27 protein-coding genes are annotated in these 22,176 nt (G+C 58.8%); 14 read left to right on the top strand and 13 right to left on the bottom strand.

Features of this window, described 5'->3' with window-relative positions; genetic code table 11:
• Both L0H65_RS01740 and ccoG read right to left on the bottom strand, forming a co-directional pair.
• The coding region (locus L0H65_RS01740; RefSeq protein WP_301457040.1) for a FixH family protein at positions 1-433 on the bottom strand (433 nt) is incomplete at its 3' end.
• Between the two features lies 1 nt (position 434).
• The gene (ccoG, locus tag L0H65_RS01745) at positions 435-1,865 is read right to left on the bottom strand and encodes a cytochrome c oxidase accessory protein CcoG (RefSeq protein ID WP_301457065.1); all 1,431 of its coding nucleotides are present in this window, start codon (positions 1,863-1,865) and stop codon (positions 435-437) included.
• 243 nt (positions 1,866-2,108) lie between these two features.
• Here ccoG and L0H65_RS01750 point away from each other — a divergent pair, with 243 nt between their 5' ends.
• Positions 2,109-2,789 (top strand): DUF2270 domain-containing protein, encoded by a 681-nt coding sequence (locus L0H65_RS01750; protein WP_301457041.1) that lies wholly within the window; start codon positions 2,109-2,111, stop codon positions 2,787-2,789.
• A gap of 99 nt (positions 2,790-2,888) precedes the next feature.
• Here L0H65_RS01750 and L0H65_RS01755 read toward each other — a convergent pair whose 3' ends face one another.
• The 5 genes from L0H65_RS01755 to ccoN form a co-directional block, all read right to left on the bottom strand.
• Positions 2,889-3,458, bottom strand: coding sequence for a uracil-DNA glycosylase family protein (locus L0H65_RS01755; RefSeq protein ID WP_301457042.1), 570 nt, complete (start codon positions 3,456-3,458; stop codon positions 2,889-2,891).
• 87 nt (positions 3,459-3,545) lie between these two features.
• Positions 3,546-4,424, bottom strand: coding sequence for a cytochrome-c oxidase, cbb3-type subunit III (ccoP, locus tag L0H65_RS01760; protein WP_301457043.1), 879 nt, complete (start codon positions 4,422-4,424; stop codon positions 3,546-3,548).
• Entirely contained in the window at positions 4,421-4,621 is a 201-nt protein-coding gene (locus tag L0H65_RS01765) for a cbb3-type cytochrome c oxidase subunit 3 (protein ID WP_301457044.1), read from the bottom strand. The genes ccoP and L0H65_RS01765 overlap by 4 nt, the downstream gene beginning before the upstream one ends.
• Positions 4,622-4,630: 9 nt before the next feature.
• Entirely contained in the window at positions 4,631-5,356 is a 726-nt protein-coding gene (gene ccoO / locus L0H65_RS01770; protein WP_301457045.1) for a cytochrome-c oxidase, cbb3-type subunit II, read from the bottom strand.
• 12 nt (positions 5,357-5,368) lie between these two features.
• A complete protein-coding gene (gene ccoN, locus L0H65_RS01775; protein ID WP_301457046.1) occupies positions 5,369-6,970 on the bottom strand; it encodes a cytochrome-c oxidase, cbb3-type subunit I in 1,602 nt (533 codons plus the stop codon).
• Positions 6,971-7,183: 213 nt separating this feature from the next.
• Here ccoN and L0H65_RS01780 point away from each other — a divergent pair, with 213 nt between their 5' ends.
• Positions 7,184-8,032: a universal stress protein gene (locus L0H65_RS01780; RefSeq protein WP_301457047.1), complete on the top strand. Its 849-nt coding sequence runs from the start codon at positions 7,184-7,186 to the stop codon at positions 8,030-8,032.
• A 95-nt stretch (positions 8,033-8,127) separates the two neighbouring features.
• Here the strand turns inward: L0H65_RS01780 and L0H65_RS01785 are convergent, their stop codons facing one another.
• The 3 genes from L0H65_RS01785 to L0H65_RS01795 all read right to left on the bottom strand — a co-directional run bounded on the left by L0H65_RS01785 (position 8,128) and on the right by L0H65_RS01795 (position 10,165).
• Positions 8,128-8,640, bottom strand: a complete 513-nt coding sequence (locus tag L0H65_RS01785; protein WP_301457048.1) for a PRC-barrel domain-containing protein — start codon at positions 8,638-8,640, stop codon at positions 8,128-8,130.
• Between the two features lie 244 nt (positions 8,641-8,884).
• Positions 8,885-9,202, bottom strand: a complete 318-nt coding sequence (gene sugE / locus L0H65_RS01790; RefSeq protein ID WP_301457049.1) for a quaternary ammonium compound efflux SMR transporter SugE — start codon at positions 9,200-9,202, stop codon at positions 8,885-8,887.
• Between the two features lie 3 nt (positions 9,203-9,205).
• Positions 9,206-10,165, bottom strand: a complete 960-nt coding sequence (locus L0H65_RS01795; RefSeq protein ID WP_301457050.1) for an acetyl-CoA carboxylase carboxyltransferase subunit alpha — start codon at positions 10,163-10,165, stop codon at positions 9,206-9,208.
• Positions 10,166-10,419: 254 nt separating this feature from the next.
• Between L0H65_RS01795 and L0H65_RS01800 the strand changes: the two genes are divergently transcribed.
• On the top strand, positions 10,420-10,998 hold the full coding sequence (locus L0H65_RS01800) for a DUF4304 domain-containing protein (RefSeq protein WP_301457051.1): 579 nt from the start codon (positions 10,420-10,422) through the stop codon (positions 10,996-10,998).
• Positions 10,999-11,004: 6 nt separating this feature from the next.
• On the opposite strand, the gene L0H65_RS01805 is transcribed toward L0H65_RS01800, so the two are convergent.
• Together L0H65_RS01805 and L0H65_RS01810 are read right to left on the bottom strand one after the other, a co-directional pair.
• Positions 11,005-11,178 carry a hypothetical protein gene (locus tag L0H65_RS01805; RefSeq protein ID WP_301457052.1) on the bottom strand — a complete coding sequence of 58 codons (174 nt, stop codon included), beginning with the start codon at positions 11,176-11,178 and terminating at the stop codon, positions 11,005-11,007.
• A gap of 225 nt (positions 11,179-11,403) precedes the next feature.
• The gene (locus L0H65_RS01810; RefSeq protein ID WP_301457053.1) at positions 11,404-11,703 is read right to left on the bottom strand and encodes a hypothetical protein; all 300 of its coding nucleotides are present in this window, start codon (positions 11,701-11,703) and stop codon (positions 11,404-11,406) included.
• A 120-nt stretch (positions 11,704-11,823) separates the two neighbouring features.
• Here L0H65_RS01810 and pheT point away from each other — a divergent pair, with 120 nt between their 5' ends.
• From pheT to L0H65_RS01855, 9 genes are all read left to right on the top strand, one after another.
• Positions 11,824-14,241 (top strand): phenylalanine--tRNA ligase subunit beta, encoded by a 2,418-nt coding sequence (gene pheT, locus L0H65_RS01815; protein WP_301457054.1) that lies wholly within the window; start codon positions 11,824-11,826, stop codon positions 14,239-14,241.
• Positions 14,242-14,394: 153 nt separating this feature from the next.
• Positions 14,395-15,009, top strand: a complete 615-nt coding sequence (locus L0H65_RS01820) for a ribonuclease D (protein ID WP_301457055.1) — start codon at positions 14,395-14,397, stop codon at positions 15,007-15,009.
• Between the two features lie 96 nt (positions 15,010-15,105).
• Positions 15,106-15,717, top strand: a complete 612-nt coding sequence (locus L0H65_RS01825; protein ID WP_301457056.1) for a hypothetical protein — start codon at positions 15,106-15,108, stop codon at positions 15,715-15,717.
• A gap of 58 nt (positions 15,718-15,775) precedes the next feature.
• Positions 15,776-16,276 carry a lipopolysaccharide transport periplasmic protein LptA gene (gene lptA, locus L0H65_RS01830; protein ID WP_301457057.1) on the top strand — a complete coding sequence of 167 codons (501 nt, stop codon included), beginning with the start codon at positions 15,776-15,778 and terminating at the stop codon, positions 16,274-16,276.
• The gene (gene lptB, locus L0H65_RS01835; protein WP_301457058.1) at positions 16,276-17,034 is read left to right on the top strand and encodes an LPS export ABC transporter ATP-binding protein; all 759 of its coding nucleotides are present in this window, start codon (positions 16,276-16,278) and stop codon (positions 17,032-17,034) included. Before lptA ends, lptB begins: the two co-directional genes overlap by 1 nt.
• Positions 17,035-17,392: 358 nt before the next feature.
• A complete protein-coding gene (raiA, locus tag L0H65_RS01840; RefSeq protein WP_301457059.1) occupies positions 17,393-17,968 on the top strand; it encodes a ribosome-associated translation inhibitor RaiA in 576 nt (191 codons plus the stop codon).
• 33 nt (positions 17,969-18,001) lie between these two features.
• Positions 18,002-18,466 (top strand): PTS sugar transporter subunit IIA, encoded by a 465-nt coding sequence (locus L0H65_RS01845; RefSeq protein WP_301457060.1) that lies wholly within the window; start codon positions 18,002-18,004, stop codon positions 18,464-18,466.
• A gap of 4 nt (positions 18,467-18,470) precedes the next feature.
• Complete coding sequence (gene queG / locus L0H65_RS01850) at positions 18,471-19,505, top strand: tRNA epoxyqueuosine(34) reductase QueG (RefSeq protein ID WP_301457061.1); 1,035 nt, start codon at positions 18,471-18,473, stop codon at positions 19,503-19,505.
• 72 nt (positions 19,506-19,577) lie between these two features.
• Positions 19,578-19,772 (top strand): hypothetical protein, encoded by a 195-nt coding sequence (locus L0H65_RS01855; RefSeq protein WP_301457062.1) that lies wholly within the window; start codon positions 19,578-19,580, stop codon positions 19,770-19,772.
• Positions 19,773-19,815: 43 nt separating this feature from the next.
• On the opposite strand, the gene L0H65_RS01860 is transcribed toward L0H65_RS01855, so the two are convergent.
• On the bottom strand, positions 19,816-20,682 hold the full coding sequence (locus tag L0H65_RS01860) for a branched-chain amino acid aminotransferase (RefSeq protein ID WP_301457063.1): 867 nt from the start codon (positions 20,680-20,682) through the stop codon (positions 19,816-19,818).
• A gap of 163 nt (positions 20,683-20,845) precedes the next feature.
• On the opposite strand from L0H65_RS01860, the gene L0H65_RS01865 reads away from it, so the two are divergent.
• Together L0H65_RS01865 and L0H65_RS01870 are read left to right on the top strand one after the other, a co-directional pair.
• Positions 20,846-21,355 (top strand): MarR family winged helix-turn-helix transcriptional regulator, encoded by a 510-nt coding sequence (locus tag L0H65_RS01865; protein ID WP_301457064.1) that lies wholly within the window; start codon positions 20,846-20,848, stop codon positions 21,353-21,355.
• Positions 21,355-22,065, top strand: a complete 711-nt coding sequence (locus tag L0H65_RS01870; RefSeq protein WP_301457066.1) for a response regulator — start codon at positions 21,355-21,357, stop codon at positions 22,063-22,065. Before L0H65_RS01865 ends, L0H65_RS01870 begins: the two co-directional genes overlap by 1 nt.
• The last annotated feature ends 111 nt before the right edge of the window (positions 22,066-22,176 follow it).

Genomic DNA, 22,176 nt, shown 5'->3' on the forward strand with positions numbered 1-22,176 from the left:
TGCCATCCTTGGCGCGCGCTTCCACCTGCAGCATCCATTTCCCGCGATGCAGGTCAATGGGGGCGACGAATGCCCCGCCGCGCCGTAGAAATTCGGGGCGCATATCTTCCCGCGCTTCGGTGGTCCGCCCGACCAGAACGCCAAGCGAGGCCACGTCGGCGGGCAGGCCCGCGATGTCGGTAAAGACCAGACGCAGTTCTTTCGCTATCGCGTCATATTCCGGCACCAAATCCCAACCCAGCGCAATCTGCGCGGCTTTGGCGCGGTCAAATTCTTGACTCGCGACATAGGAATTCGGCACCTCCAACCCCGGAAAAGTGCTGACCGCCTTATAGGCCATCACCAGATTGACCGCGATGATGATGCCGAATGCGCCGACGGTGAAGGCTGCCACCTTGCGCCCGGTGATGCGGAATTCGCTTGCGTCAGTCATGCTATCGCCCTTTGCCGTTGAAGATCGTGTCGTGATAAACCCGGTCTGACGTGCCTTGCTGTTCCACCCAAAGCCGCAAATCCGTCCGGTTGGATAGTGCTGCCGGTGAACCCGCTGCCGCCACGACATACACACGCTGGGTCTGCTGCTCATTCGCCTTGACCAGCACGCTCAGCTTATCGGTGCCTTCCAGCGAAATCGCCAAAGGCACTTCGGAGGTCAGCGACAGATCAAATGTCACATCATGGCCCTGCTTGTTCAACAGCCGCACGTCATAGGTATTGCGGATGGAGCCGTCCGACAAGGTAACAAAGGTCGGGTTGCGCACCGGGGTCACGTTCACGTCAATTGCGGTGCGCAGGAACAAGGCCACCACAAGGCCGATGCCCACCGCCGACCATAGGGTCGTGTACATGATGGTCCGCGGACGAAAGACGTGCTTCCACACCGATTTCGGCGGCGCACCCTTCTTCTCCGCCTCCTCATCGGTGAAGGCGAGATAGCCGATCAGATCACGCGGGCGTCCGATCCGGTCCATCACATCATTGCAGGCGTCGATGCACAGCCCGCAGGTGATGCAGGCCATTTGCTGGCCATCGCGAATATCAATCCCCATCGGGCAGACATTGACACAAGCCATGCAATCAATGCAATCGCCGCGCCCATCGGCAACGACCCCTTTTTGCAACTTGCCGCGCGGTTCACCCCGCCAGTCGCGATATGCAATGGTCAGCGTGTCCTCATCCATCATTGCCGCCTGAATCCGGGGCCAGGGGCAGGCGTAGATACAGATCTGTTCGCGGAAAAAACCGCCAAAGAAAAACGTCGTCGCAGTCAGGATCGCGATGGTCATATAGGCCACCAGATGCGCCTGCCCGGTGACAAGGTTCCGCGCGAGCGTTGGCGCGTCGGTGAAATAGAACACCCAAGCGCCCCCGGTGGCGACCGCGATCAGCAACCACACCGCCCATTTCGCCAACCGCTTGCGGATTTTCTCTGCACCCCATTTTGCCCGGAACAACCGCAACCGCGCGTTGCGGTCGCCCTCAATCCAGCGTTCGACCAGAATGAACAGGTCCGTCCAGACGGTCTGCGGGCAGGCATAGCCGCACCAGACCCGCCCGGCGGCAGAGGTGAACAAGAACAGCCCCAAGCCCGCCATGATCAACAAGCCGGCAACGAAGTAAAACTCATGCGGCCAGATCTCGATCATGAAGAAGAAGAAACGCCGGTTCGCCAGATCGACCAGGACCGCTTGATCCGGAAGGCTTGGACCTCGATCCCAACGCAGCCAGGGCGTGATGTAATAGATGCCCAGCGTAAATGCCATGATCCACCATTTCAGATTGCGAAACGCACCTTTGACCCGGCGGGGGAAGATCGGCTCCCGCTTGATGAAAAGCTCACTTGGTTCGCTATCCTGACTGCTCACTGGCATCTCTCCGGCATTCTGACTTCGCGCTTGGTATCCTGCATCCCGGCACCGTACACATTGACCTGTATCAATAGAGCATTGCAGATGCAGGTTTCACTGTGGCACTTGCGCCCACCCCAATATGGAAACCGGTAGCAGCGTCGATAAAGATGTACCCATTTTACAGTTTTGACCTGCGGCGGCAATTTGTGCCATGATCGGGCAAAGGAAGACCGCTGCGGCGGTGGTCTTGGAGGACAGATGGCAGAAAAGCGGAGCGGGGACGGCAGCAACGAGTTTTCGGTCGCTGAGATCGGCGCACTGGCACATCTTTATCGCGGCGAAGTTTATCGCAGCACGATCTGGCGGACGCGGCTGGACACCACGACGAACTGGTCAGTGGTAACGCTTGGGGTCGCGCTTTCAATCACGTTTTCATCGCCCGAGGCATCGCCGTTGCCGCTTTTGCTGGTCGGCGTTCTGATCATCCTGTTTCTGTCGCTGGAAACCCGGCGCTATCGCTTTTTTAACGTCTGGCGGGCGCGGACGCGCTGGATCGAAAAGAATTTCTATGTGCCGATGCTGATTGACGGCGATCTGCACACCGAAACCGATTGGCAGACCGTTCTGGCCAATGACTACAATTATCCGCAATACCATGTCAGCTATATGACCGCGATGGCGCGGCGGGTGCGCAGCAATTACCTTTGGATTCTGCTTATTCAAACCATGGCATTTGTCGGAAAGCTGACGGTCCACCCCACCCCGGCCGCAGATTTGGAAGAATTCGTCAGCAGGGCGGATATAGGCCCGGTTCCGGGATGGGTCATCCTTGCCATCGGTGTTTTCTATATCGGCGCATGGTCCGGGTTGGCAATCTGGATTTCCCGCAAGGACGCCAAACGCATCCGTCAGCGCGGCGGCACCAAGACGATGGGTTAAAGCGTTTCGCTTTTAACCTGCGCCATTCAGCATCACAATTCGCGTTCGAACCAACGGGGAGAGGCAGAGAATTGCGATTCAAGTTTAAGGCAAAACACTCTAAGCGGCGGTCAGCGCCGCCACGCGGGCGCGCAATCTCGGCAGCACATCCGCCTCAAACCAAGGGTTTTTGGCAAGCCAGCGATTGTTGCGCGGACTGGGATGCGGCAGCACCATTTCGCGCGCCTCCGTTCCCATTTCCTGTGCGATATCCTTGATCGGTCGGCCTTTGGACCCAGGCAAATGCCAATCCATCGCGTAGCGACCAATGACAAGGATCAGCGCAATTTCTGGCATTTGCGCCAACAAACGCGCGCGCCACAGCGGCGCACATTCGGCGCGGGGCGGCAAATCGCCGGATTTGCCGGTGCCGGGGAAACAGAACCCCATCGGCAGGATCGCCACTTTGCTGGCGTCGTAGAATGCAGGTCGGTCCAACCCCAGCCACTCGCGCAACCGGTTGCCTGACACATCATCAAACGGAATACCCTTGAGATGGGTCAAGCGCCCCGGTGCCTGCCCTGCAATCAAGATGCGCGCGGTCGCACTTGCCTGAAGCAAAGGGGCCGGTCCCAAGGGCAAATCCTTACAGACGGTGCAGGCCCGGACTTCGGCCAAAAGCTGTTGCATCCGCACCCCTCCTGCTTATGCGATCAAAACGCGAAACGCCCCCCGATGTAAAGCGGGAGGCGCATTTATTACTGCGGCATGACGTGGTTACTCACCGCCGCCCAAACCATGCACATAGGTCGTCACCGCCCGAATATCGGCCTCGCTCAGCCGGGTGTTCCAGTTCGGCATCACCCCCGCGCGGGAATAGGTGACGGTATGGGTCAGGTCAGCAACATCACCTCCATAAAGCCAGATCGCATCGGTCAGGTTCGGCGCACCCAGATCACGGTTGCCTTTACCGTCATCGCCATGACAGGCGGCGCAATTATCCGCGAACACCGTTGCACCGGCTGTCGCCAAAGCCGCATCATGCTCTTGCCCCGAAATCTGGCGGACATATTGAACGACATCGGCAATCTGCGTCTTGTCCAGCATGTCATCGACGCCAAAACGTGGCATTTCGGATTGACGGGCATCATCGTCGGTGGTGTTGCGGATACCGTGGGAGATAGTGGTATGGATCGCCTCCATACTGCCACCCCAAAGCCAATCGTCATCCAACAGGTTCGGATAGCCCGAGGCTTGAACCCCGGCAGCACCCGAGCCATGGCACTGCGCGCACCAGGTCCGGAACACAGCGGCACCGGCGTTGCGGGCATAGCCTGACAGTTCCGGGTCGTTGGGAATCTGCGCCAATTCCGCATCAACCAATTTCTGACGGATAGGGCCGTTGCGATCCGCAAACTCCTGTATCTCCACCGCCACATCGGCACGGGTTGACGCACCGAGCAGGCCCGGTGTCGCGCCATGAATCAAGGGCCATGCCGGATAGAGCACGGAATAGACTGCCGCAAAGGCGATGCAGGCGTAAAAGCTCCACAACCACCAGCGCGGCATCGGGTTGTCAAACTCCTCAATCCCGTCCCAGCTATGGCCCGTGGTGTTCGGATCACCTTCTTGGTGCCGCATGGATTTCTTGCTCATTTCTGATCCTCCTTCGACGGGTCAGATTCTTCAGGGGCCGGTTTGTCTTCGTTCTGGAAGATGGATTTTGCGGTCTGATCCTGGGATTTGCGACTGCCGGGGCGGAATACCCAGACAATCACGCCGACAAAAACCAGTGTCAGGACAATCAACATCCAACTGTCGGCGAACTGTCGAAGAATGGAATACTGTTCCATGATACCCCCTCAGCGACTTGCGACAGGCTGGAAGGTCGAGAAATCAACCATGGTTCCAAGCACTTGCAGATAGGCCACCAGCGCATCCATTTCAGAAACACCGGGGCGGTCGTCAAAATTGCGCACGGAGGTTTTGGCATAGCGTTCCTGCAACCCGTCATAGTTGCTGTCCGGATCGGCCTGTGCCTTGAAATCGGCAACCGCATTTTCCAGCATCTCATCGGTGTAAGGTACGCCGACGAAACGATGGGTTGCCATCAAATCACCGATATATTTTCCGTCAAGTTGCTGGTTCATCAGGAAGCCATATTTCGGCATGATCGATTCCGGCACCACCGATTGCGGGTCTTTCAGATGGTCGACATGCCAAGCGTCGGAATAGCGGTCGCCAACGCGGGCAAGGTCCGGCCCTGTGCGCTTTGACCCCCATTGGAATGGATGGTCATACATCGATTCCGCCGCCAGCGAGTAATGGCCATACCGCTCCACCTCATCCCGCATGGGGCGGATCATTTGACTGTGGCAGTTGGAACACCCCTCGCGGATATAAATATCACGCCCGGTCAACTCCAACGGTGTATAGGGACGCATCCCCTCTACCTTTTCGATGGTGTTTTCCAGATAGAACAGCGGCACGATCTGCACCAGACCGCCGATGCTGACGACCAGAAACGACAGGATCAAAAGCAAACTTGCGTTGGTTTCAATCGCCTTGTGTTTGTCAAGAATGGACATGGTTCTCTCCGGTCATTCAGCGGGGACAAAGGCGTTGTCGCTGGCCTGTTCAGGCTGCGCACGCACGGTCATCCAAAGGTTGTAACACATGATGATTCCGCCGGTCAGGAACATGAGCCCGCCAATTCCGCGGACCACCAGCATCGGATGCTTGGCAACAACCGTGTCCGCAAAGGCATTCACGAGGAATCCATTGCTGTCCACTTCACGCCACATCAGGCCTTCCATGATCCCCGAAACCCACATCGCAGAGGCGTACAAGACGATCCCGATGGTGGCGAGCCAGAAGTGCCAGCTTACCAGCTTCAGGCTGTAAAGCCCGGCGCGGTTCCACAGCTTCGGCGTCATGTAATACAGCGCGCCAAAGGTGATCATGCCGTTCCAGCCAAGCGCGCCGGAATGAACGTGTCCGATGGTCCAGTCGGTGTAATGGCTAAGCGAGTTCACCGCCTTGATCGACATCATCGGGCCTTCAAAGGTCGACATGCCGTAAAAGCCGATGCTGACCACCATCATCCGAATCACGGGATCGGTGCGCAGCTTGTCCCAAGCGCCGGAAAGCGTCATCAGCCCGTTGATCATCCCGCCCCAGCTTGGCATCCAGAGCATGATGGAAAACACCATACCAAGGGTCGCGGCCCAATCGGGCAACGCCGTGTAATGCAAATGGTGCGGACCGGCCCAGATATACAGGAAAATCAGCGCCCAGAAGTGGATGATCGACAGTTTGTAGCTATAGACCGGGCGCTCTGCCTGTTTGGGGACAAAGTAATACATCATGCCAAGGAACCCGGCAGTCAGGAAAAAGCCCACGGCGTTGTGGCCGTACCACCATTGCACCATCGCATCCTGCACGCCGGAAAATACCTGCACCGACTTGGAGCCGAAGATCGACACCGGGATCGACAGGTTGTTGAACACATGCAGCATCGCGACGGTGATGATGAAGCCAAGGTAAAACCAGTTGGCAACATAGATATGCGGTTCGCGGCGCTTGATGATCGTGCCTAGGAACACCGCGAGATAGGACAGCCACACAATCGTCAGCCACCAATCGACATACCATTCCGGCTCTGCATATTCCTTGGATTGGGTTGCGCCCAAAACATAGCCCGTCGCGGCCAGTACGATGAAAAGCTGGTAGCCCCAAAACACGAACCAGCCAAGGTTTCCGCCCCAAAGTCGCGCGGCAGAGGTGCGCTGCACCACATAAAACGAAGTCGCGATCAGTGCGTTGCCACCAAAGGCAAAGATAACCGCCGATGTGTGCAGCGGTCGCAAACGCCCGAAGTTGGTGAAACCTTGCGCCCATTCCCAGTTCAGCACCGGGAACGCCAGTTGGAATGCGATGATAACGCCGACCAGAAAGCCGACCACCCCCCAAAGGGAGGTTGCAATTACGCCCGCGCGCACCACGCCGTCAAAATACTCGTTTTGCGGGGTGGCCGCTTTTGGCTCTCCCACGCGGCGCACCGACCACAGGAACACGCCACCGGCGGCAAGCATGACCGTCAGCGCATTGACCATATAGGCCGGATCACGCGCGTAATTGGCGGCAATCGCGGCCAGCAGCGTGATAAGCGCCAGCGCGATCAGTTTGAAATAATCCCACATCTTTTCGTCCCTCGTGTCGTGCCAACAGCCCCCGCAGATGCGGGCCGGGCATGGCTTCTTGTCTGCTTTTGACGGAGCAGAATGCGGGCTGCCTTGATCCATGTCAATGAAGCCACCATCTTTGTTTGACAGTTGGTATTGTGCAAACCGACGTTGAGTTGCAGAAGTGTCGTGATGCGCAGAAGCGCATGTTTTCAGAGGGAGTCGCTGACCATGGCCTACAAATCGCTGCTTACCATCTGTGCGGATGCAGAGCGTGCGCCGCAGACTTTTGCGGCTGCCGCCTCGCTCGCACTCGCGCAGGATGCCCATCTGGAGGCGCTTGCGCTTGGCATCGACCGCACGCAGCTTGGATATTCCTATATCGGTGCGAGTGCGGTGATTCTTCAGGCCTCACAGGAACGCGCCGAGGATGACGTCAAAGCCGTCGAGGCAGCGGTGCGCAAGGCAGCGGCGGCCGCGTCCCCATCGCTGCGCTGGTCGAGTGACAGTGCGCTGGCGATGATCGGCGGCATGTCGAACCTTATCGCGATGCGCGCCCGCTTTGCCGATCTGGTGGTTCTGGCACAACCTTATGGCGCGGGTCACAGTGACGAGGAGGAAACCATCATCGAATCCGCGATGTTCGAAGGGCAGGCACCGGTTCTGGTGCTGCCCGATGGGCCCTTTGACGCTGAAAAGATCGGTAAGCGGATTGTCATCGGCTGGAATCAGGGCCGCGAAGCGATGATCGCCATTCGCCACGCGCTGCCCTTCCTCCGCGCCGCCGATCAGGTCTGGATCACCGTGGTTGACCCGCCGCAGCATGGTGCCGAACGGTCGGACCCCGGTGGCGCACTGTGTCAAATGCTGGTGCGGCATGGCGTCAAGGCCGAGGTCTCGGTACTGGCGCGAACGATGCCGCGCACCTCTGACGTGTTGAATCGCCATGCCAGCGACATGAATGCCGATATGGTGGTGATGGGGGCTTACGGCCATTCCCGCTTTCGCGAGGCAATTCTGGGCGGATCAACCCGCAACATGCTGGAAACCGCAAAAGTACCGGTGTTCATGGCGCATTGACCTTGTGCGCACGTATCGCCACGAAAAAACCCGCACCCCTTTCGGGCTGCGGGCGTTCAGGGGCGGATTGTTGCCCCTGACCTGAAACCAAAGCCTTACTTCTTGTAGTCAGGCATCGCTTCCAGTTGTTCCTTGGTCTGGCTGACGTAAACGCGGAAGTCGCCGCCGTTGTCGCCTTGCAGGATTTGCAGGTCCGACATTTTCAGCGCAACGGGCTTTTCGCCCATCCCGAGGAAGCCGCCGACATCAACGATCGCTTCGGTGACCTGCCCGCTATCGCTGAGCAACAGAGAACTGATCTCCCCCACGTCCTTGTCATTCGCGTCATAGACGCGCGCACCGGTCAGCGCCTCGGCCGTCAGCACCTCGGGCTTCGCGGCAGCATATCCCTCATGCGTCATCGGCGGCATCATCGGGGTCGTCGCTGCGGCAGGCGCGGTTGTGGTTGCATCCGTCGCCGGCGCAGCGGTCGTCGCGTCTGGGGCCGGTGCAGGGGTGACTTCCGTTCCAGTCGTTGCCGGCGGTTGCGTGCCGGTTGTCGTCGTCTGCGCGAACGCGGCAATACCGGTGAACGCAACCAATGCTGTTGAGATCATGAGTTTTTTCATCATAGTTCTCCATATGTTAGATGGTTCAGCGCCTCTCTTGACGCTCTGCCCAGACAACACAGACAACCGTGTTCCGGTTCCAAAGAATTTTGACCGTTGGCGAGAATCCGTTCATCAGTGACGCCCAAGGCGTATAAATCACAGGTTGCAAAGTTAGCCGCGAGTTCCCGACCAAATCGGATTCCGGATGATTGTGGATGCGGTGCCCGGTGACGCCACCACAGGCGATGGCGCAAAGCGAATGTCAGGCCAGTTTCAGCGCCGCGATTCCTGCAACGATCAGCCCGATGCCGGTAACCCGCATGACATTCACCGGTTCTCCGAACAGGATTACCGCGAGCGTTGCAGTTCCCACCGTACCGATACCGACCCAAACCGCGTAGGCGGTGCCGACGGGCAAGGTTTTCATCGCATGGCTAAGCAGGAAAAAGCTCGCCAGCGCCCCCAGAACCGTGACGACTGAGGGAAGCAGCCGGGTGAACCCGTCCGAGTATTTCAGGCCGAGCGCCCAGCCGATTTCCAACAGTCCCGCAAGGATCAGTGCTGCCCAGGCATTTCCCATGGTTCAGGCCGCAAGCCCTTTGGAGCCCATGTTGATGAACTTTTGCCGACGGTCCTTGATCAGCGCATCGGGTGCCTTGCCCGAAAGCTCTGCCAGCATCGTTTCAATCGCCTTGCCCACTGCGGCGATCGTCGCCGCCGGCCCGCGCTGCGCGCCGCCGACAGGTTCCGCAATCACCCGGTCAATAACGCCCAGTTTCTGCAAATCCTGCGCTGTCAGCCGCAAGGCTTCGGCGGCTTCGCGCATCTTTTCGGCGTCTTTCCACAGGATGGAGGCGCAGCCTTCCGGGCTGATCACCGAATAGACCGAGTGTTCCAGCATCGCGATCCGGTTCGCGGTGGCAAATGCGACCGCGCCGCCCGACCCACCTTCACCGATTACAACCGCAATCAACGGCACGCCGATCTCCAGACATTTCTGGGTCGACCGCGCAATGGCTTCTGACTGGCCACGCTCCTCCGCGCCTTTGCCGGGATAGGCGCCGGGCGTGTCCACCAACGTCACCAGCGGCAGGCCAAAACGATGCGCCATATCCATCAGGCGCACGGCTTTGCGATAACCTTCGGGGCGTGCCATGCCGAAGTTATGCTCGATCCGGGTTTTGGTGTCATGACCCTTTTCATGGCCGATCACCATTACTGGAGCATCGTTGAAGCGCGCCAACCCACCCATGACCGCATGGTCATCGGCAAAGTTCCGGTCGCCCGCCAAAGGGGTGTAATCGGTGAAAAGAGCGTGGATGTAGTCCTTGCAATGCGGTCGATCCGGGTGGCGCGCAACCTGGCATTTCTGCCAAGGGGTCAAGCCTTTGTACAGATCGCGCAACAGAGTCGCCGCCTTGGCATCCAGCCCTGCCGCTTCCTTTTCCACGTCCATCTCTTTGTTGGACCGCGCCATCGCGCGCAGCTCTTCGGCCTTGCCTTCAATCTCTGCCAGCGGCTTTTCAAACTCGAGATAGTTCATTCTGCACTCCCTTCGGGTCATTTCGGTATATGACGCGCGAAAGGGCTGATTGCAACTCGGCAAGATTTGCAAATGTGTTTCCGGTCAGCAAAACCGGCCAAAGGGTGCCTTATCTGTGCACAAGCGCAGGCGACAGGTGCCATAGATGCCAGACACTGCCACCGCCAAAACCGCGCGTCCTGCTGATCACATGGCTTCCTTCCTGCGTTAATCCGTGTTCTGTGGGCGGTACATGGTTTCAACAAGGCCGACCGATGCCCATTGCCGATCTATTCCGTTCCCTCCTGGCCAATCGAAAGGCGCAGGTGGGTGCCGTAACACCCGCTGAAGTGGTTGAAGACTATCCGGCGGACGTGGTTGACCAAGGGAAACCCGACAACGCGGTGCGCGCGCATCTTGCGGCCAATGATCCCGGTTTTCCCGAAAAACGTGAACAGGCGGTACAAGCAATCCTCGCCGCAATCGACGCGGTTGCGCAGGCGCATGGCTTCACCGCAAAACCGAAATCATGGGCACGGCAAGGCCCGCTTGGAACGGTTTCGCTGCACCTGCAACGCGGGCGTTATGGATTTGACTGCACCATCAACCTTGGCTTTCAACCCGAAAACGGGGAGGCGGCAGGTCCGTGGCAGACCGATGACCTGATTCCGCTTGGGCGCTTCCATCAGGGCGAAATGCCGCGCGGCCAAGATGAGATCGGCACAATCTTCTATCTCGATGTGCTTGAAAACCCCGCAGCTCTATCCCTGCCGATACAGGTGTTGGACCGGCGCGCCTTGCCGTGGTTGCTGGCGCATCTGACCGACAGGAACGCCCCGCTCCGCCCGATCTAAGCCCCGTCAGCCGACGCCAAACCCGGTCAATACGATCAGCGCCACCACGACCACCTCGCGGTCGAGCAGCATCAGCAGGAGCAAACAGGTCAACGCCATGATCAAACAAAGCCGCCCCACCGGCATACGTTTGCGATCCTTGGGGATTTCCAGCCATTTATCCATGCAGACGTGATACACGAATATTCGTTAAGCAAAAATCCACAAAGCCGATGTGCTTCCGGCGACAATCCGTTTCGCAAACGGAAACCATTGCGTCAGTATTCGGGCAGCAGACAGGCAGGGCGTTCGCATTTCTGCGCAAAACAGCGAAGTTTGGCAATCACTTGACAGCAGCAATGATTGACGCGCGCCGAGGTTCGAAACGGTTGCGATTACGTCGTTCGGTCCGGTTGGCGATGATATCTAAGGGTGTTTGAACCAGGAACCTGACTCTTTGCCAGACCGTTCGGCACTCAGGAACTGGATCGAGGACACCTTGGCGCGCGAGGTTTTCACGGCGCAATTGAACATCGCGAACGTACCGCCCGCGTCTTTCAGGCTGCAACTGGCCGTTTGTGCGTTCTTCGTCTGGAATATTCCCGGACCACCGGTTCCGTTCAGCGCTTTATACTGGAGGCTGGCGACGGCACACAATGCCATCACACCCAAAGCCAAGGCAATACGCTTGATTCCTGCAATCCGGTCTTTCCAATCTACTGACATGATCGTACCACCTGTTTCAACGTAAACTCTATCTAACCTGTCAAATCTGTCGAAAATTGGGGGGAACCGGGGCAATGCCCTGACAAAAGCCCGCCTGCCGCGCCATAAAGGAGTCCTGTCATGAAACTCACCCTGTCCTGGCTCAAGGATCATCTTGAGACCACCGCACCGCTGGATGACATCCTTTTCGCGCTGACCGATCTCGGCCATGAGGTGGAAGCGGTCGAAAATCCGGCCGACAGTCTGGGTGCGTTCCGCATTTGCCGAGTGATCGAGGCGGTGCAGCATCCCAACGCCGACCGTCTGCGCGTCTGCCGGGTGGAAACCTGGCCCGGCGGCCCCGGCACCGCATCACAGGAAGTGCAGGTCGTTTGCGGCGCACCCAATGCCCGCACCGGGCTTGTCGGCGTCTTCGCCCCGGTTGGCACCCATGTTCCGGGAACCGGCGTTGATCTGAAACCCGGCAATATTCGCGGAGAGGATAGCAATGGGATGCTGTGTTCGGAGCGCGAATTGATGCTGTCCGATGACCATGATGGCATCATCGACCTGCCAAGCGACGCGCCTTTGGGGGAACGCTTCATTGACTATCGCGGGCTGAATGACCCGATGATCTACGTCAAGATCACCCCCAACCGCCCCGATGCGCTTGGCGTGCGCGGTCTTGCGCGTGACTTGGCCGCGCGCGGTCTGGGCAAGCTGAAACCGCTGGAGATTGCCGAGATCAAGGGCAGCTTCCCAAGCCCGATCGGCATCAGGATCGACGATACGCTAAAGGCAAAGGCTGCACCGTATTTCACCGGGCGGGTGATCCGTGGCGTCAAGAACGGCCCCTCCCCGACATGGATGCAGGCGAGGTTGCGCGCGATTGGCTTGCGACCGATCTCGGCGCTGGTCGATATCACCAATTACTTCACCTTCGGCCTCAACCGTCCATTGCATGTCTTTGACGCGGGAAAAGTGGTAGGTGATTTGCGCGTCCGCTTCGCACAGCCCGGCGAAACCCTGCTGGCATTGGATGGCAAGACCTATGCGCCTGATCAAACGCAAATGGTGATCGCCGATGACAACGGCCCGGAATCCCTTGCGGGGATCATGGGGGGAGAGCATTCCGGCTGTACCGAGACGACAACCGATGTATTTCTGGAATCCGCCTACTGGGATCCGATCACCGTTGCCACCACGGGTCGCGCGCTGAAAATCAACTCCGACGCGCGCTATCGGTTTGAACGGGGTGCGGACCCGGCGTTCACCTTGCCGGGGCTTCATGCGGCAACGCAGATGATCCTTGATATCTGCGGCGGTGAGGCTTCGCATGTGGTGACGGATGGCGCGGTGCCTGACACAAAGCGGGAGTACAGGTTTGACCCAAGCCGCATGGCATCCCTTGTCGGGATGGAACTGTCCGAATCCGAACAGCGCCAGACGCTGACCGCTTTGGGCTTTGCGCTGACCGGGAATATGGCCACCCCGCCGACATGGCGGCCGGATGTGCGTGGGGAGGCCGATCTTGTGGAGGAGATTGCGCGCGTGGCCTCATTGTCAAAGCTGGTGGGCAAACCACTGCCACGCCTGCAACCCGGCGTTCCGGCACCGATCCTGACCTCCGCGCAAACCCGCGAACGCAGCGCCCGTCGCACCTTGGCGTCTTTGGGCTACAATGAATGTGTCACCTATTCCTTTATCGACCAACCGGCGGCGGCGCTGTTTGGCGGGGGCAGCGATGCGGTGCAGGTCGACAACCCGATCTCATCCGAGATGTCGCATCTGCGACCCGATCTGTTGCCGGGCCTTCTGCGCGCAGCGGCCCGCAATCAGGCACGGGGCTTCATGGATCTGGCTTTGGCAGAGGTTGGCCCGGCCTTTTCCGGCGGCGAGCCGGGTGAACAGCATATCGAGGCCACAGGGATTCTGACCGGTCACACAGCGCCGCGCGATCCCTATGGCTCCCGCCGCTTGGTGGATATCTATGATGCCAAAGCGGACGCCGAAGCCGTTCTGGCCGCGCTTGGCGCACCGCTGCGCGCGCAAATCAACCGCAAGGTGCCGGCGTGGTTCCATCCGGGGCGAGCAGGAACAATCGCGCTTGGTCCCAATACGCTGGCAACCTACGGCGAAATCCATCCGCGCATTCTGACGGAAATGGATGTGAAAGGCCCAGTCGTCGGCTTCACCATCTATCCCGCCAATGTACCGCAGCCGAAAAGCAAAACCACCACCCGCCCGGCGCTGACCCTCAGCGGCTTGCAAGCTGTCGACCGCGATTTCGCGTTCGTGGTCGATAGTGGGGTTGAGGCGCTTACGGCCGTCAACGCAGCTCTCGGCGCCGACAAGACACTGATTGAATCGGTTCGGGTCTTTGACCAGTTCACCGGCGACAAGGCAGAGGCACAAATGGGCGCTGGCAAAAAATCCATCGCGCTGACGGTGCGGCTGCAACCGAGTGCGGCGACCCTGACCGTCAAGGAGATTGAAGCGGTTTCCGCCAAAATCGTCGAGAAGGTTAACAAAGCCACCGGCGGCACTTTGCGGGGCTGACAATTGGGGCGGCGACAAATTTCTCACGCCGCTCCGTAATCCGGGGTTCCAACCCGACTCCTGCGCATCCGAAACTGCCCAAACCTTTGCAATACTCCCACCATGCGCCTATAAGCCGCGAAACCTCCCCTCCTTTTGCCGAAAGCGCACCCCATGACCATCCACCTCCATCAAAACGATCTGCCTGATGACCTTGATCTGGGGCGTATCGTGGCGATTGATACCGAAACCATGGGACTTGACCCGCGCCGCGACCGGCTTTGTGTGGTGCAATTGTCAGCGGGTGATGGCAATGCGCATCTGGTGCAGATTGCCAAGGGCCAAACCTCCGCACCCAATCTGGAGCGGTTGCTGACCGATCCGGCGGTGGTCAAGCTCTTTCACTTTGGCCGGTTTGACATCGCGGCGCTCCAGAACGCCTTTGGCATCGTCACCGCCCCGGTCTGGTGTACCAAGGTCGCCTCGCGCCTTGTGCGCACCTTCACCGACCGGCACGGGTTGAAATATCTCTTGTCGGAACTCGTGGGGGTCGATGTGTCAAAGCAGCAGCAAACCTCCGACTGGGGGGCTGCGGAACTGACCGATGCGCAAAAGGATTACGCAGCGTCGGATGTGCTTTATCTGCACAAGCTGAAACAGGCGTTGGAGGCGCGGTTGATCCGCGAGGACAGGCTTGATCTTGCGCAGCGGCTGTTTGATTTCCTGCCAACGCGGGCGGAGCTTGATCTGATGGGCTATGATGAGCCGCTGGATATCTATCACCATTGAGAAATCGGCGAAGCATCGCCGCCGGCACGCGCAAGGCTTGGCGTGCCCAGCCGCAACGGCTATCTTTGACGGGTAACTTCCCTTGTTGGGGGCGCGATGACGCGGCATGACAATTTTCATTCGGCTTTGGTGGCATGGCTGAAGGTTCTGCTTCCCTTGCTGGCGCTTGCAATCCTGTCGACGCTGTTTCTTGTGTCCCGCACGATTGACCCGTCTGATGCGATCCCCTTTGCCAGAGTTGATATCGACGACCGCATCCGCGAACCGCGCCTGACACAACCGACATGGGCAGGTGTTACCGATGATGGATCGGCACTGACCATCGCTGCCGCCGATGCCCGGCCGCAGCAGAGCGGCGCAATCGGGGCCAGTGCCAGTCAGGTCGTGGCGGAGCTGAAAACCCCCGATGGCGGCAGCGCCAGTTTGACCGCCGCGCGCGGCATGCTGGACCAGAAAACAGGCGCAATGCTGATGGATGGTGGCGTCACGATTTCCACCTCCACCGGATATCACCTGCAAACCGATGCGCTTACCGCAAAGCTGGACCGGACCTCACTTGTCAGTCAGGGCGCAGTGGAAGGTGACGCGCCGGCCGGCCATATTTCCGCCGGACAGATGGAAATTACGCAACGGGATGATGGCACTGGCCAATATCTTCTTGTTTTCAAAAACGGGGTGAAGCTGCTATATCAACCCAAAAGGCGATGAAAACCGTATCTGCCCGCCGGGTAGAAAAGACCATGAAGTCAGGATTGGGGTGCTGGGGATGTTGCATGCGTTACGGGTCACTTCGGTTCTGGCGTTGCTTTCGCTCATCCCATTTCCTCTGTTCGCGCAGGGTGCGAGCGTGGCGTTTGGCGGGCTGAAACAGGACACCTCGCTTCCGGTGGAGGTGTCCGCCGATAATCTTGCCGTCAATCAAGCTGATGGCACCGCCGTTTTCAGCGGCAATGTCTTGATCGGTCAGGGGAAAATGAAGATTTCTGCGGGCAAGGTGAAAGTCGAATACACCAACGATGGCAGCGGCATATCCAAACTTTTTGCGAGCGAGGGTGTGACCCTGATCAACGCGACCGACGCCGCCGAGGCGCGCGAGGCGGTCTATACCATCGACAGCGGCAATGTGGTGATGACTGGTGATGTTCTGTTGACCCAAGGCGGCAATGCGCTGTCGGGGCAAAAGCTGGTGATCAACCTCAAGGCCGGGACCGGCGTGATGGAAGGCCGCGTGCAAACCGTGTTTCAGCCGGGGAAGGCGAAAAACTGATGACCCCGCCTGATTTGAAAGTCACGGCAGGCGATGCAGGTCTGCACATCCTCAACCTGCGCAAAAGCTACAAAAAGCGCCCCGTAATCCGCGATGTTTCGATGCAACTGAACCGGGGCGAAGTGGTGGCGCTGCTCGGGCCGAACGGGTCGGGCAAGACCACCTGCTTTTATGCCATTGCGGGGCTGATTTCCCCTGAAGGCGGGCAGGTGATGATCGACGGGCGCGATGTTACCGGGTTGCCGATGTATCGCCGCGCGCGGCTTGGCATCGGATATTTGCCACAGGAAGTCAGTATTTTTCGCGGGCTTTCAGTTGAAGACAACATTCTTGCGGTGCTGGAAATCACCCTGTCGGACCGCCACAAACGGCGCGAACGTCTGGAGGAGTTGCTGTCGGAATTCTCCATCACCCATCTGCGCCGCGCACCCGCGTTGGCGCTGTCGGGCGGGGAACGCCGCCGCGTTGAAATCGCGCGATGTCTGGCCGCAGATCCGAAATATCTGCTTCTGGATGAACCCTTCGCCGGGGTGGACCCGATTGCGGTGGGCGAGATACGGCACCTTGTCAGTGACCTGAAACGCCGGGGCATCGGGGTGCTGATCACCGATCACAATGTCCGCGAAACGCTGGAGATCGTGGACCGCGCCTATATCCTGCATGATGGCACGGTGCTGATGAGCGGGACCACCGACGAAGTGGTGCGCGATGAGAATGTGCGCCGCGTCTATCTGGGGCAGAATTTCCGCATCAGCTAAGCTGTTTTGAATTTGTTTTGAAATGGCCGAAGATCACGGCCCCTTGGCGGTTCACCATCTTGTCACAATGCAGCCTGCTTTTCGCAATATCCTGTAAAGTCACACTATATCGGGTTTCACTTCCGCATCAAATTTTGCCGCAACCGATCGTTTCCATAACTCCCCATTGACAAGCCGCCCCTCTGTGTCGCCAAATACTCGTGATGCAAGCACGAACCGAACCAGTCGAACGTCCTCGTCACTTTGACATGATCGCCAAGGTGGAACAGGCGGTTGCAAACTGGTGCGGGGCATAAAACCCATCGGCAGGGCCCTGCGATGTGCGGTGGACCCTATGTCGGACGAAAAAGGAGGGATCATGCGGTATCAAATCAGCGGTAAACAGATCGACATCGGGGAAGCGCTCCAGACCCATGTGAAGGCTGAACTCGGTGAAACGGTGGAAAAATACGCCCAGCGCCCGACCGAAGCCATCGTCGTCTTTTCTCGCGATGCCCATGAGCTGGTTTGCGAAGTGACGATCCGTCTTTCGACCGGGCTGACCGCCCAGGCGAGGGGGCACGCCGCCGAGATTTACGCTGCCTTCGAATCCTGTCGCGAAAAGATGGACAAGCAATTGCGCCGCTACAAGCGCCGTTTGCGTGACCACCACAAAGACCGTGTAACGCCGGTTGAGTTTGATGGCGGTTCCTCTTATATCCTCGCCGGAAGCAAGGAACATGAGGGTGAGGAGCCTGAGTCGCTCCAGCCGATGATCATCGCCGAGATGGAAACCAAGGTTCCCAGCGTCTCAGTCGGCGAAGCGGTCATGCAGTTGGAATTGGCCGGGCAACACATGCTGGTGTTTCGCAACTCGAAACATGGTGGGGTGAATGTTGTATATCGACGGGATGACGGGAACATCGGCTGGATCGACCCGCGCCACACCAAATAGGCGCCCGGCTCTGGCGCAGGATATATAGCGACCATGGAACTCGCGGACCTTTTGATCCCTGGCGGCGTTCGTGTCGTCAGCCACCTCACCAGCAAGAAACGCCTGTTTCAGGAAATTGGTGAGGTGGCTTTCGGCGCTTACGGCTTGAATGCTGCGGTCGCGATTGATGGCTTGCAGGAACGCGAAAGCCTTGGCCCGACAGGTGTGGGCCATGGCATCGCCCTGCCGCACGCGCGGCTACAGGATCTGAAAAAGATCGTCGGTGTTTTTCTGCGGTTGGAAAAGCCATTGGATTACGATTCCGTTGATCGCCAACCGGTCGATCTGATCTTTGCGCTGTTTGCGCCGAGGGATTCCGGGGTCGATCATCTCAAGGCGCTGGCACTGGTATCGCGCACCATGCGCGATGCAGGCGTTTGCGCCAAATTGCGCGCCAATGTTGACCCAGCGAAGCTGCACGCGATCCTGACCGAAACCCGTGCCCCGCAAGCCGCCTGATCCCGTGGACAACGCTGATTTCCGCGAAAAGCTCCGCGTCCGCGCCCTGACCGAAGGGTTCGCGGCGATGGGCATTTGCGCCCCGGATGCAACGCCGCAAACCGCCCCCCGTCTAGCGGAATATGTCGCAAAGGGGCGCCACGGGCAAATGGGCTGGATGGCGGAGCGGATGGGTTGGCGTGGCTCTGCCGCGGCGCTGTGGCCAGAGGCACGGTCCGTCATCATGCTGGCAGAGGTGTATACCCCGCCCGAAAATCCGTTGCCGGTGTTGGAACTGCGGGACCGTGCAGCGATTTCCGTTTATGCCCAAGGGAAAGACTATCACGATCTGGTCAAGAAACGACTGAAACGGCTGGGCCGCTGGATGGTCGAGACGACGGGCGCAGAGATCAAGGTTTTCGTCGATACCGCCCCGGTGATGGAAAAGCCACTGGCGCAAGCTGCGGGTTTGGGCTGGCAAGGCAAGCATACCAACATTTTGTCGCGAAATCTCGGCAACTGGTTCTTTCTGGGGTCGATTTTCACGACTCTGGATTTGCCGAAGGATGCGGCGGAAGTCAGTCATTGTGGCAACTGCACCGCCTGTCTGGATATTTGTCCAACACAGGCGTTCCCCGCCCCTTACCAGTTGGACGCGCGACGTTGCATTTCCTATCTGACCATCGAACACAAAGGTCCGATTGACCCCGATTTACGCCCGCTTTTGGGCAATCGGATTTATGGTTGTGATGATTGCCTTGCGATTTGCCCGTGGAATAAATTCGCGGTTGCTGCCTCGGAAATCGGTTATGCGCACCGCGTTGGGGTACCGCTTTTGGCGGAGCTGGCAATGCTGGACGACGCCGGTTTCCGGACGCGGTTTTCCGGCAGCCCAGTCAAACGGATTGGACGAGACCTCTTTATCCGCAACGTGCTTTATGCCATTGGGAATTCGGGAGACTTTGGCTTGCGCGCTGCCGCCGCCGACCATGTGGATGACCCGGATGAAGCGGTTTCGGATGCCGCCCAATGGGCCATTGAGCGCCTGACACGACGATAGGGTTGGAACAGAATCGCGACTTTTCCCGTTTAACGTGTTACAGTAGCGCGTCGAAACCTGTGGGAGAATATCATGACCAAGCATCTGGCCGACCATCGCAGCGCCCCCGATACCCCGCGAAAAAAGCATTTTTGGGCGATGGGACGGCGTGACGAGAGCGCAGGCCCGCATCCTGCGATCCGTGCGCTTTCCCAACGCGCGCAGAGCCGCAGCGATGCCCCGCGCCTGCGGCATTACTTACGCATTGAGCGCGGCGAAACGGCCTGAACCACCCACGAATTTTCGCCGAAGTTTCGGTATCCCGGTCGTTCTAGGCACGGACCAACGCCTCATATTCGGCGGAGATCTCGCGGGTAAGTTGGCCGACCTCAAAGTTGTAATCACCGATCTGGCCGACCGGCGTGATTTCTGCCGCCGTGCCCGTCAGCCAGCATTGCTGCATGGCTTCCAACTCGTGCGCCTCGATCCGGCGCTCCTGCACCTCGATGCCTTTCGCCTTCAACATCCCGATCACGGTTTGCCGGGTGATGCCGTTCAAAATGCCATCGGCCAAGGGCGTATGTACGACGCCATCCCGCACGAAAAAGATATTCGCCCCTGTCGCTTCGGCAACATAGCCGCGATAGTCGAACATCATCGCGTCAGAGCATCCCTTCGCCTCGGCCGCGTGTTTCGACATGGTGCAGATCATGTAAAGTCCGGCGGCCTTTGCTGCGTGGGGAATCGTCTCCGGTGAAGGTCGCTTCCATTTCGCGATGTCGAGTTTCGCACCTTTCATCTTGGCGTCACCGTAGTAATTGCCCCATTCCCAAGCCGCAATTGCCATGCGGATCGGGTTGCGTTTGGCCGCAACGCCCATATCCTCACCGGCACCACGCCATGCCAAGGCGCGCACATAGGCGTTGGTGAAACCATTGGCTTTTAGTGTCGCTTCCTTTGCCGCCTCGATCTCTGCCACGGAATAGGGCAGCGGCATATCCAGCAATTCGCCCGATTTCCGCAGCCGTTCCGAATGTTGCACCGATTTGAAGATCTTGCCGTTATAGCAACGCTCCCCCTCAAACACCGAGGACGCGTAATGCATCGCATGGGTCAGGATGTGGACATTGGCATCGCGCCAATCGACCAGTTTCCCATCCATCCAGATTTTGCCGTCCCGATCATCATAGCCAGCCATCTTCAGCGCCCCCAAGGTCAGTTTTGCATAAGTTGCGCAAGTTAGGGCCGATCCGGTCATAAAGTTACGCAAAATCAGGAAATCGCTAACAGTTGGCGCTTGGAAAGTCAACAAGGCTGACATAAAATCACCAAAGCCGCGCGCTGCGAACGGGTTGGACGGGATGGAACAGATGCAAAGCACGGCAAGCCACAGCGACAATCTGTTGTTTCTGACAGATGAGCAGTTGCGCAAGGGGATTGAGGCGATGTTCTTCGCCTATCGCGGTTTTACCGCCGACCCGGACCGGATACTCGAAGGGCTGGACTATGGCCGCGCCCACCATCGCGCCCTGCATTTCATCCGCCGCAGCCCCGGCACCACGGTCAACAATCTGTTGGCAATCCTTGGTGTCACAAAACAATCGCTGAACCGCGTTTTGCGCAGTCTGATCGAAGATGGGCTGGTCGAAAGCCGCATCGGGCGCAACGACAAACGGGAACGTCATTTACATTTGACGAAGAAAGGCGATGATCTGGAACGCAGCCTTTCCGACGCCCAACGCGCGCGGATGCGGTCTGCGTTTCGCGCGGCAGGGCCGGGGGCGGTGCAAGGGTTTCGCCTTGTACTCGAAGCGATGATGGATGAGGACGCGCGCCGACAATTCCAAAGCCTGAAGGAGACCACCCCATGATCCCCGAACCGCAGGCGCATCTTCTGGTCGTCGATGACGATGAACGCATCCGCGGCTTGTTGCAGAAGTTCCTGATGCGCAACGGCTTTCTGGTGACAATCGCGCGCGACGCGGCACAGGCCCGGCGGTTGCTGGCGGGGCTTGAATTTGACATGATCGTGCTGGATGTGATGATGCCCGGCGTCGATGGGATCGCGTTCACCCGCGAATTGCGGACGCGACTGTCGGTGCCGATCCTGCTCCTGACGGCACGCGGCGAAACCACCAGCCGGATTTCGGGACTCGAGGCAGGGGCCGATGACTACCTGATCAAACCGTTTGAGCCGAAGGAACTTTTGCTGCGCATCAACGCCATTCTGCGCCGGGTGCCGCATGTCCAGCCGGAGGTTGGGCCGAAAATGCTGCATCTGGGAACCGTCCGCTACGACGTTGACCGGGGCGAGTTGTGGCAAGGCGGTGATCCGGTGCGGCTGACCGCAACCGAGGCGCAGTTGATGCGCGTTTTTGCAGCACAACCTGGTCAACCCATCAGCCGGGAGACTCTGGCGGGCGATCTGACTCGCGCGGAAACCGCTGAGGAAAAGACCGGGCAGGAACGCGCGGTCGATGTCCAGATCACCCGATTGCGGCGCAAGATCGAAAGCGACCCTAAGCAACCCCGCTACCTGCAAACTGTGCGTGGTGCGGGCTATATGCTGGCACCAGATTGACGCCTGACGGGGTTTCGACGGCCCTTGGCGTCAGCGTTTCCACTCTCACCCATCTTTCAACCAGGATACAGTTCACGATGTTTCGATATATACTCCCCGCGCTTGCGTTAA

Source organism: Pseudorhodobacter sp., assembly GCF_030452865.1.
GTDB lineage: Bacteria > Pseudomonadota > Alphaproteobacteria > Rhodobacterales > Rhodobacteraceae > Pseudorhodobacter.

Excerpts from the sequence above, each read along its gene's own strand:
- L0H65_RS01750 (WP_301457041.1), top strand. The coding sequence starts at position 2,109 with ATGGCAGAAAAGCGGAGCGGGGACGGCAGCAACGAGTTTTCGGTCGCT.
- L0H65_RS01755 (WP_301457042.1), bottom strand. The coding sequence starts at position 3,458 with ATGCAACAGCTTTTGGCCGAAGTCCGGGCCTGCACCGTCTGTAAGGAT.
- ccoP (WP_301457043.1), bottom strand. The coding sequence starts at position 4,424 with ATGAGCAAGAAATCCATGCGGCACCAAGAAGGTGATCCGAACACCACG.
- L0H65_RS01765 (WP_301457044.1), bottom strand. The coding sequence starts at position 4,621 with ATGGAACAGTATTCCATTCTTCGACAGTTCGCCGACAGTTGGATGTTG.
- ccoO (WP_301457045.1), bottom strand. The coding sequence starts at position 5,356 with ATGTCCATTCTTGACAAACACAAGGCGATTGAAACCAACGCAAGTTTG.
- ccoN (WP_301457046.1), bottom strand. The coding sequence starts at position 6,970 with ATGTGGGATTATTTCAAACTGATCGCGCTGGCGCTTATCACGCTGCTG.
- L0H65_RS01780 (WP_301457047.1), top strand. The coding sequence starts at position 7,184 with ATGGCCTACAAATCGCTGCTTACCATCTGTGCGGATGCAGAGCGTGCG.
- L0H65_RS01785 (WP_301457048.1), bottom strand. The coding sequence starts at position 8,640 with ATGAAAAAACTCATGATCTCAACAGCATTGGTTGCGTTCACCGGTATT.
- sugE (WP_301457049.1), bottom strand. The coding sequence starts at position 9,202 with ATGGGAAATGCCTGGGCAGCACTGATCCTTGCGGGACTGTTGGAAATC.
- L0H65_RS01795 (WP_301457050.1), bottom strand. The coding sequence starts at position 10,165 with ATGAACTATCTCGAGTTTGAAAAGCCGCTGGCAGAGATTGAAGGCAAG.
- L0H65_RS01800 (WP_301457051.1), top strand. The coding sequence starts at position 10,420 with ATGCCCATTGCCGATCTATTCCGTTCCCTCCTGGCCAATCGAAAGGCG.
- L0H65_RS01810 (WP_301457053.1), bottom strand. The coding sequence starts at position 11,703 with ATGTCAGTAGATTGGAAAGACCGGATTGCAGGAATCAAGCGTATTGCC.
- pheT (WP_301457054.1), top strand. The coding sequence starts at position 11,824 with ATGAAACTCACCCTGTCCTGGCTCAAGGATCATCTTGAGACCACCGCA.
- L0H65_RS01820 (WP_301457055.1), top strand. The coding sequence starts at position 14,395 with ATGACCATCCACCTCCATCAAAACGATCTGCCTGATGACCTTGATCTG.
- L0H65_RS01825 (WP_301457056.1), top strand. The coding sequence starts at position 15,106 with ATGACGCGGCATGACAATTTTCATTCGGCTTTGGTGGCATGGCTGAAG.
- lptA (WP_301457057.1), top strand. The coding sequence starts at position 15,776 with ATGTTGCATGCGTTACGGGTCACTTCGGTTCTGGCGTTGCTTTCGCTC.
- lptB (WP_301457058.1), top strand. The coding sequence starts at position 16,276 with ATGACCCCGCCTGATTTGAAAGTCACGGCAGGCGATGCAGGTCTGCAC.
- raiA (WP_301457059.1), top strand. The coding sequence starts at position 17,393 with ATGCGGTATCAAATCAGCGGTAAACAGATCGACATCGGGGAAGCGCTC.
- L0H65_RS01845 (WP_301457060.1), top strand. The coding sequence starts at position 18,002 with ATGGAACTCGCGGACCTTTTGATCCCTGGCGGCGTTCGTGTCGTCAGC.
- L0H65_RS01855 (WP_301457062.1), top strand. The coding sequence starts at position 19,578 with ATGACCAAGCATCTGGCCGACCATCGCAGCGCCCCCGATACCCCGCGA.
- L0H65_RS01860 (WP_301457063.1), bottom strand. The coding sequence starts at position 20,682 with ATGGCTGGCTATGATGATCGGGACGGCAAAATCTGGATGGATGGGAAA.
- L0H65_RS01865 (WP_301457064.1), top strand. The coding sequence starts at position 20,846 with ATGGAACAGATGCAAAGCACGGCAAGCCACAGCGACAATCTGTTGTTT.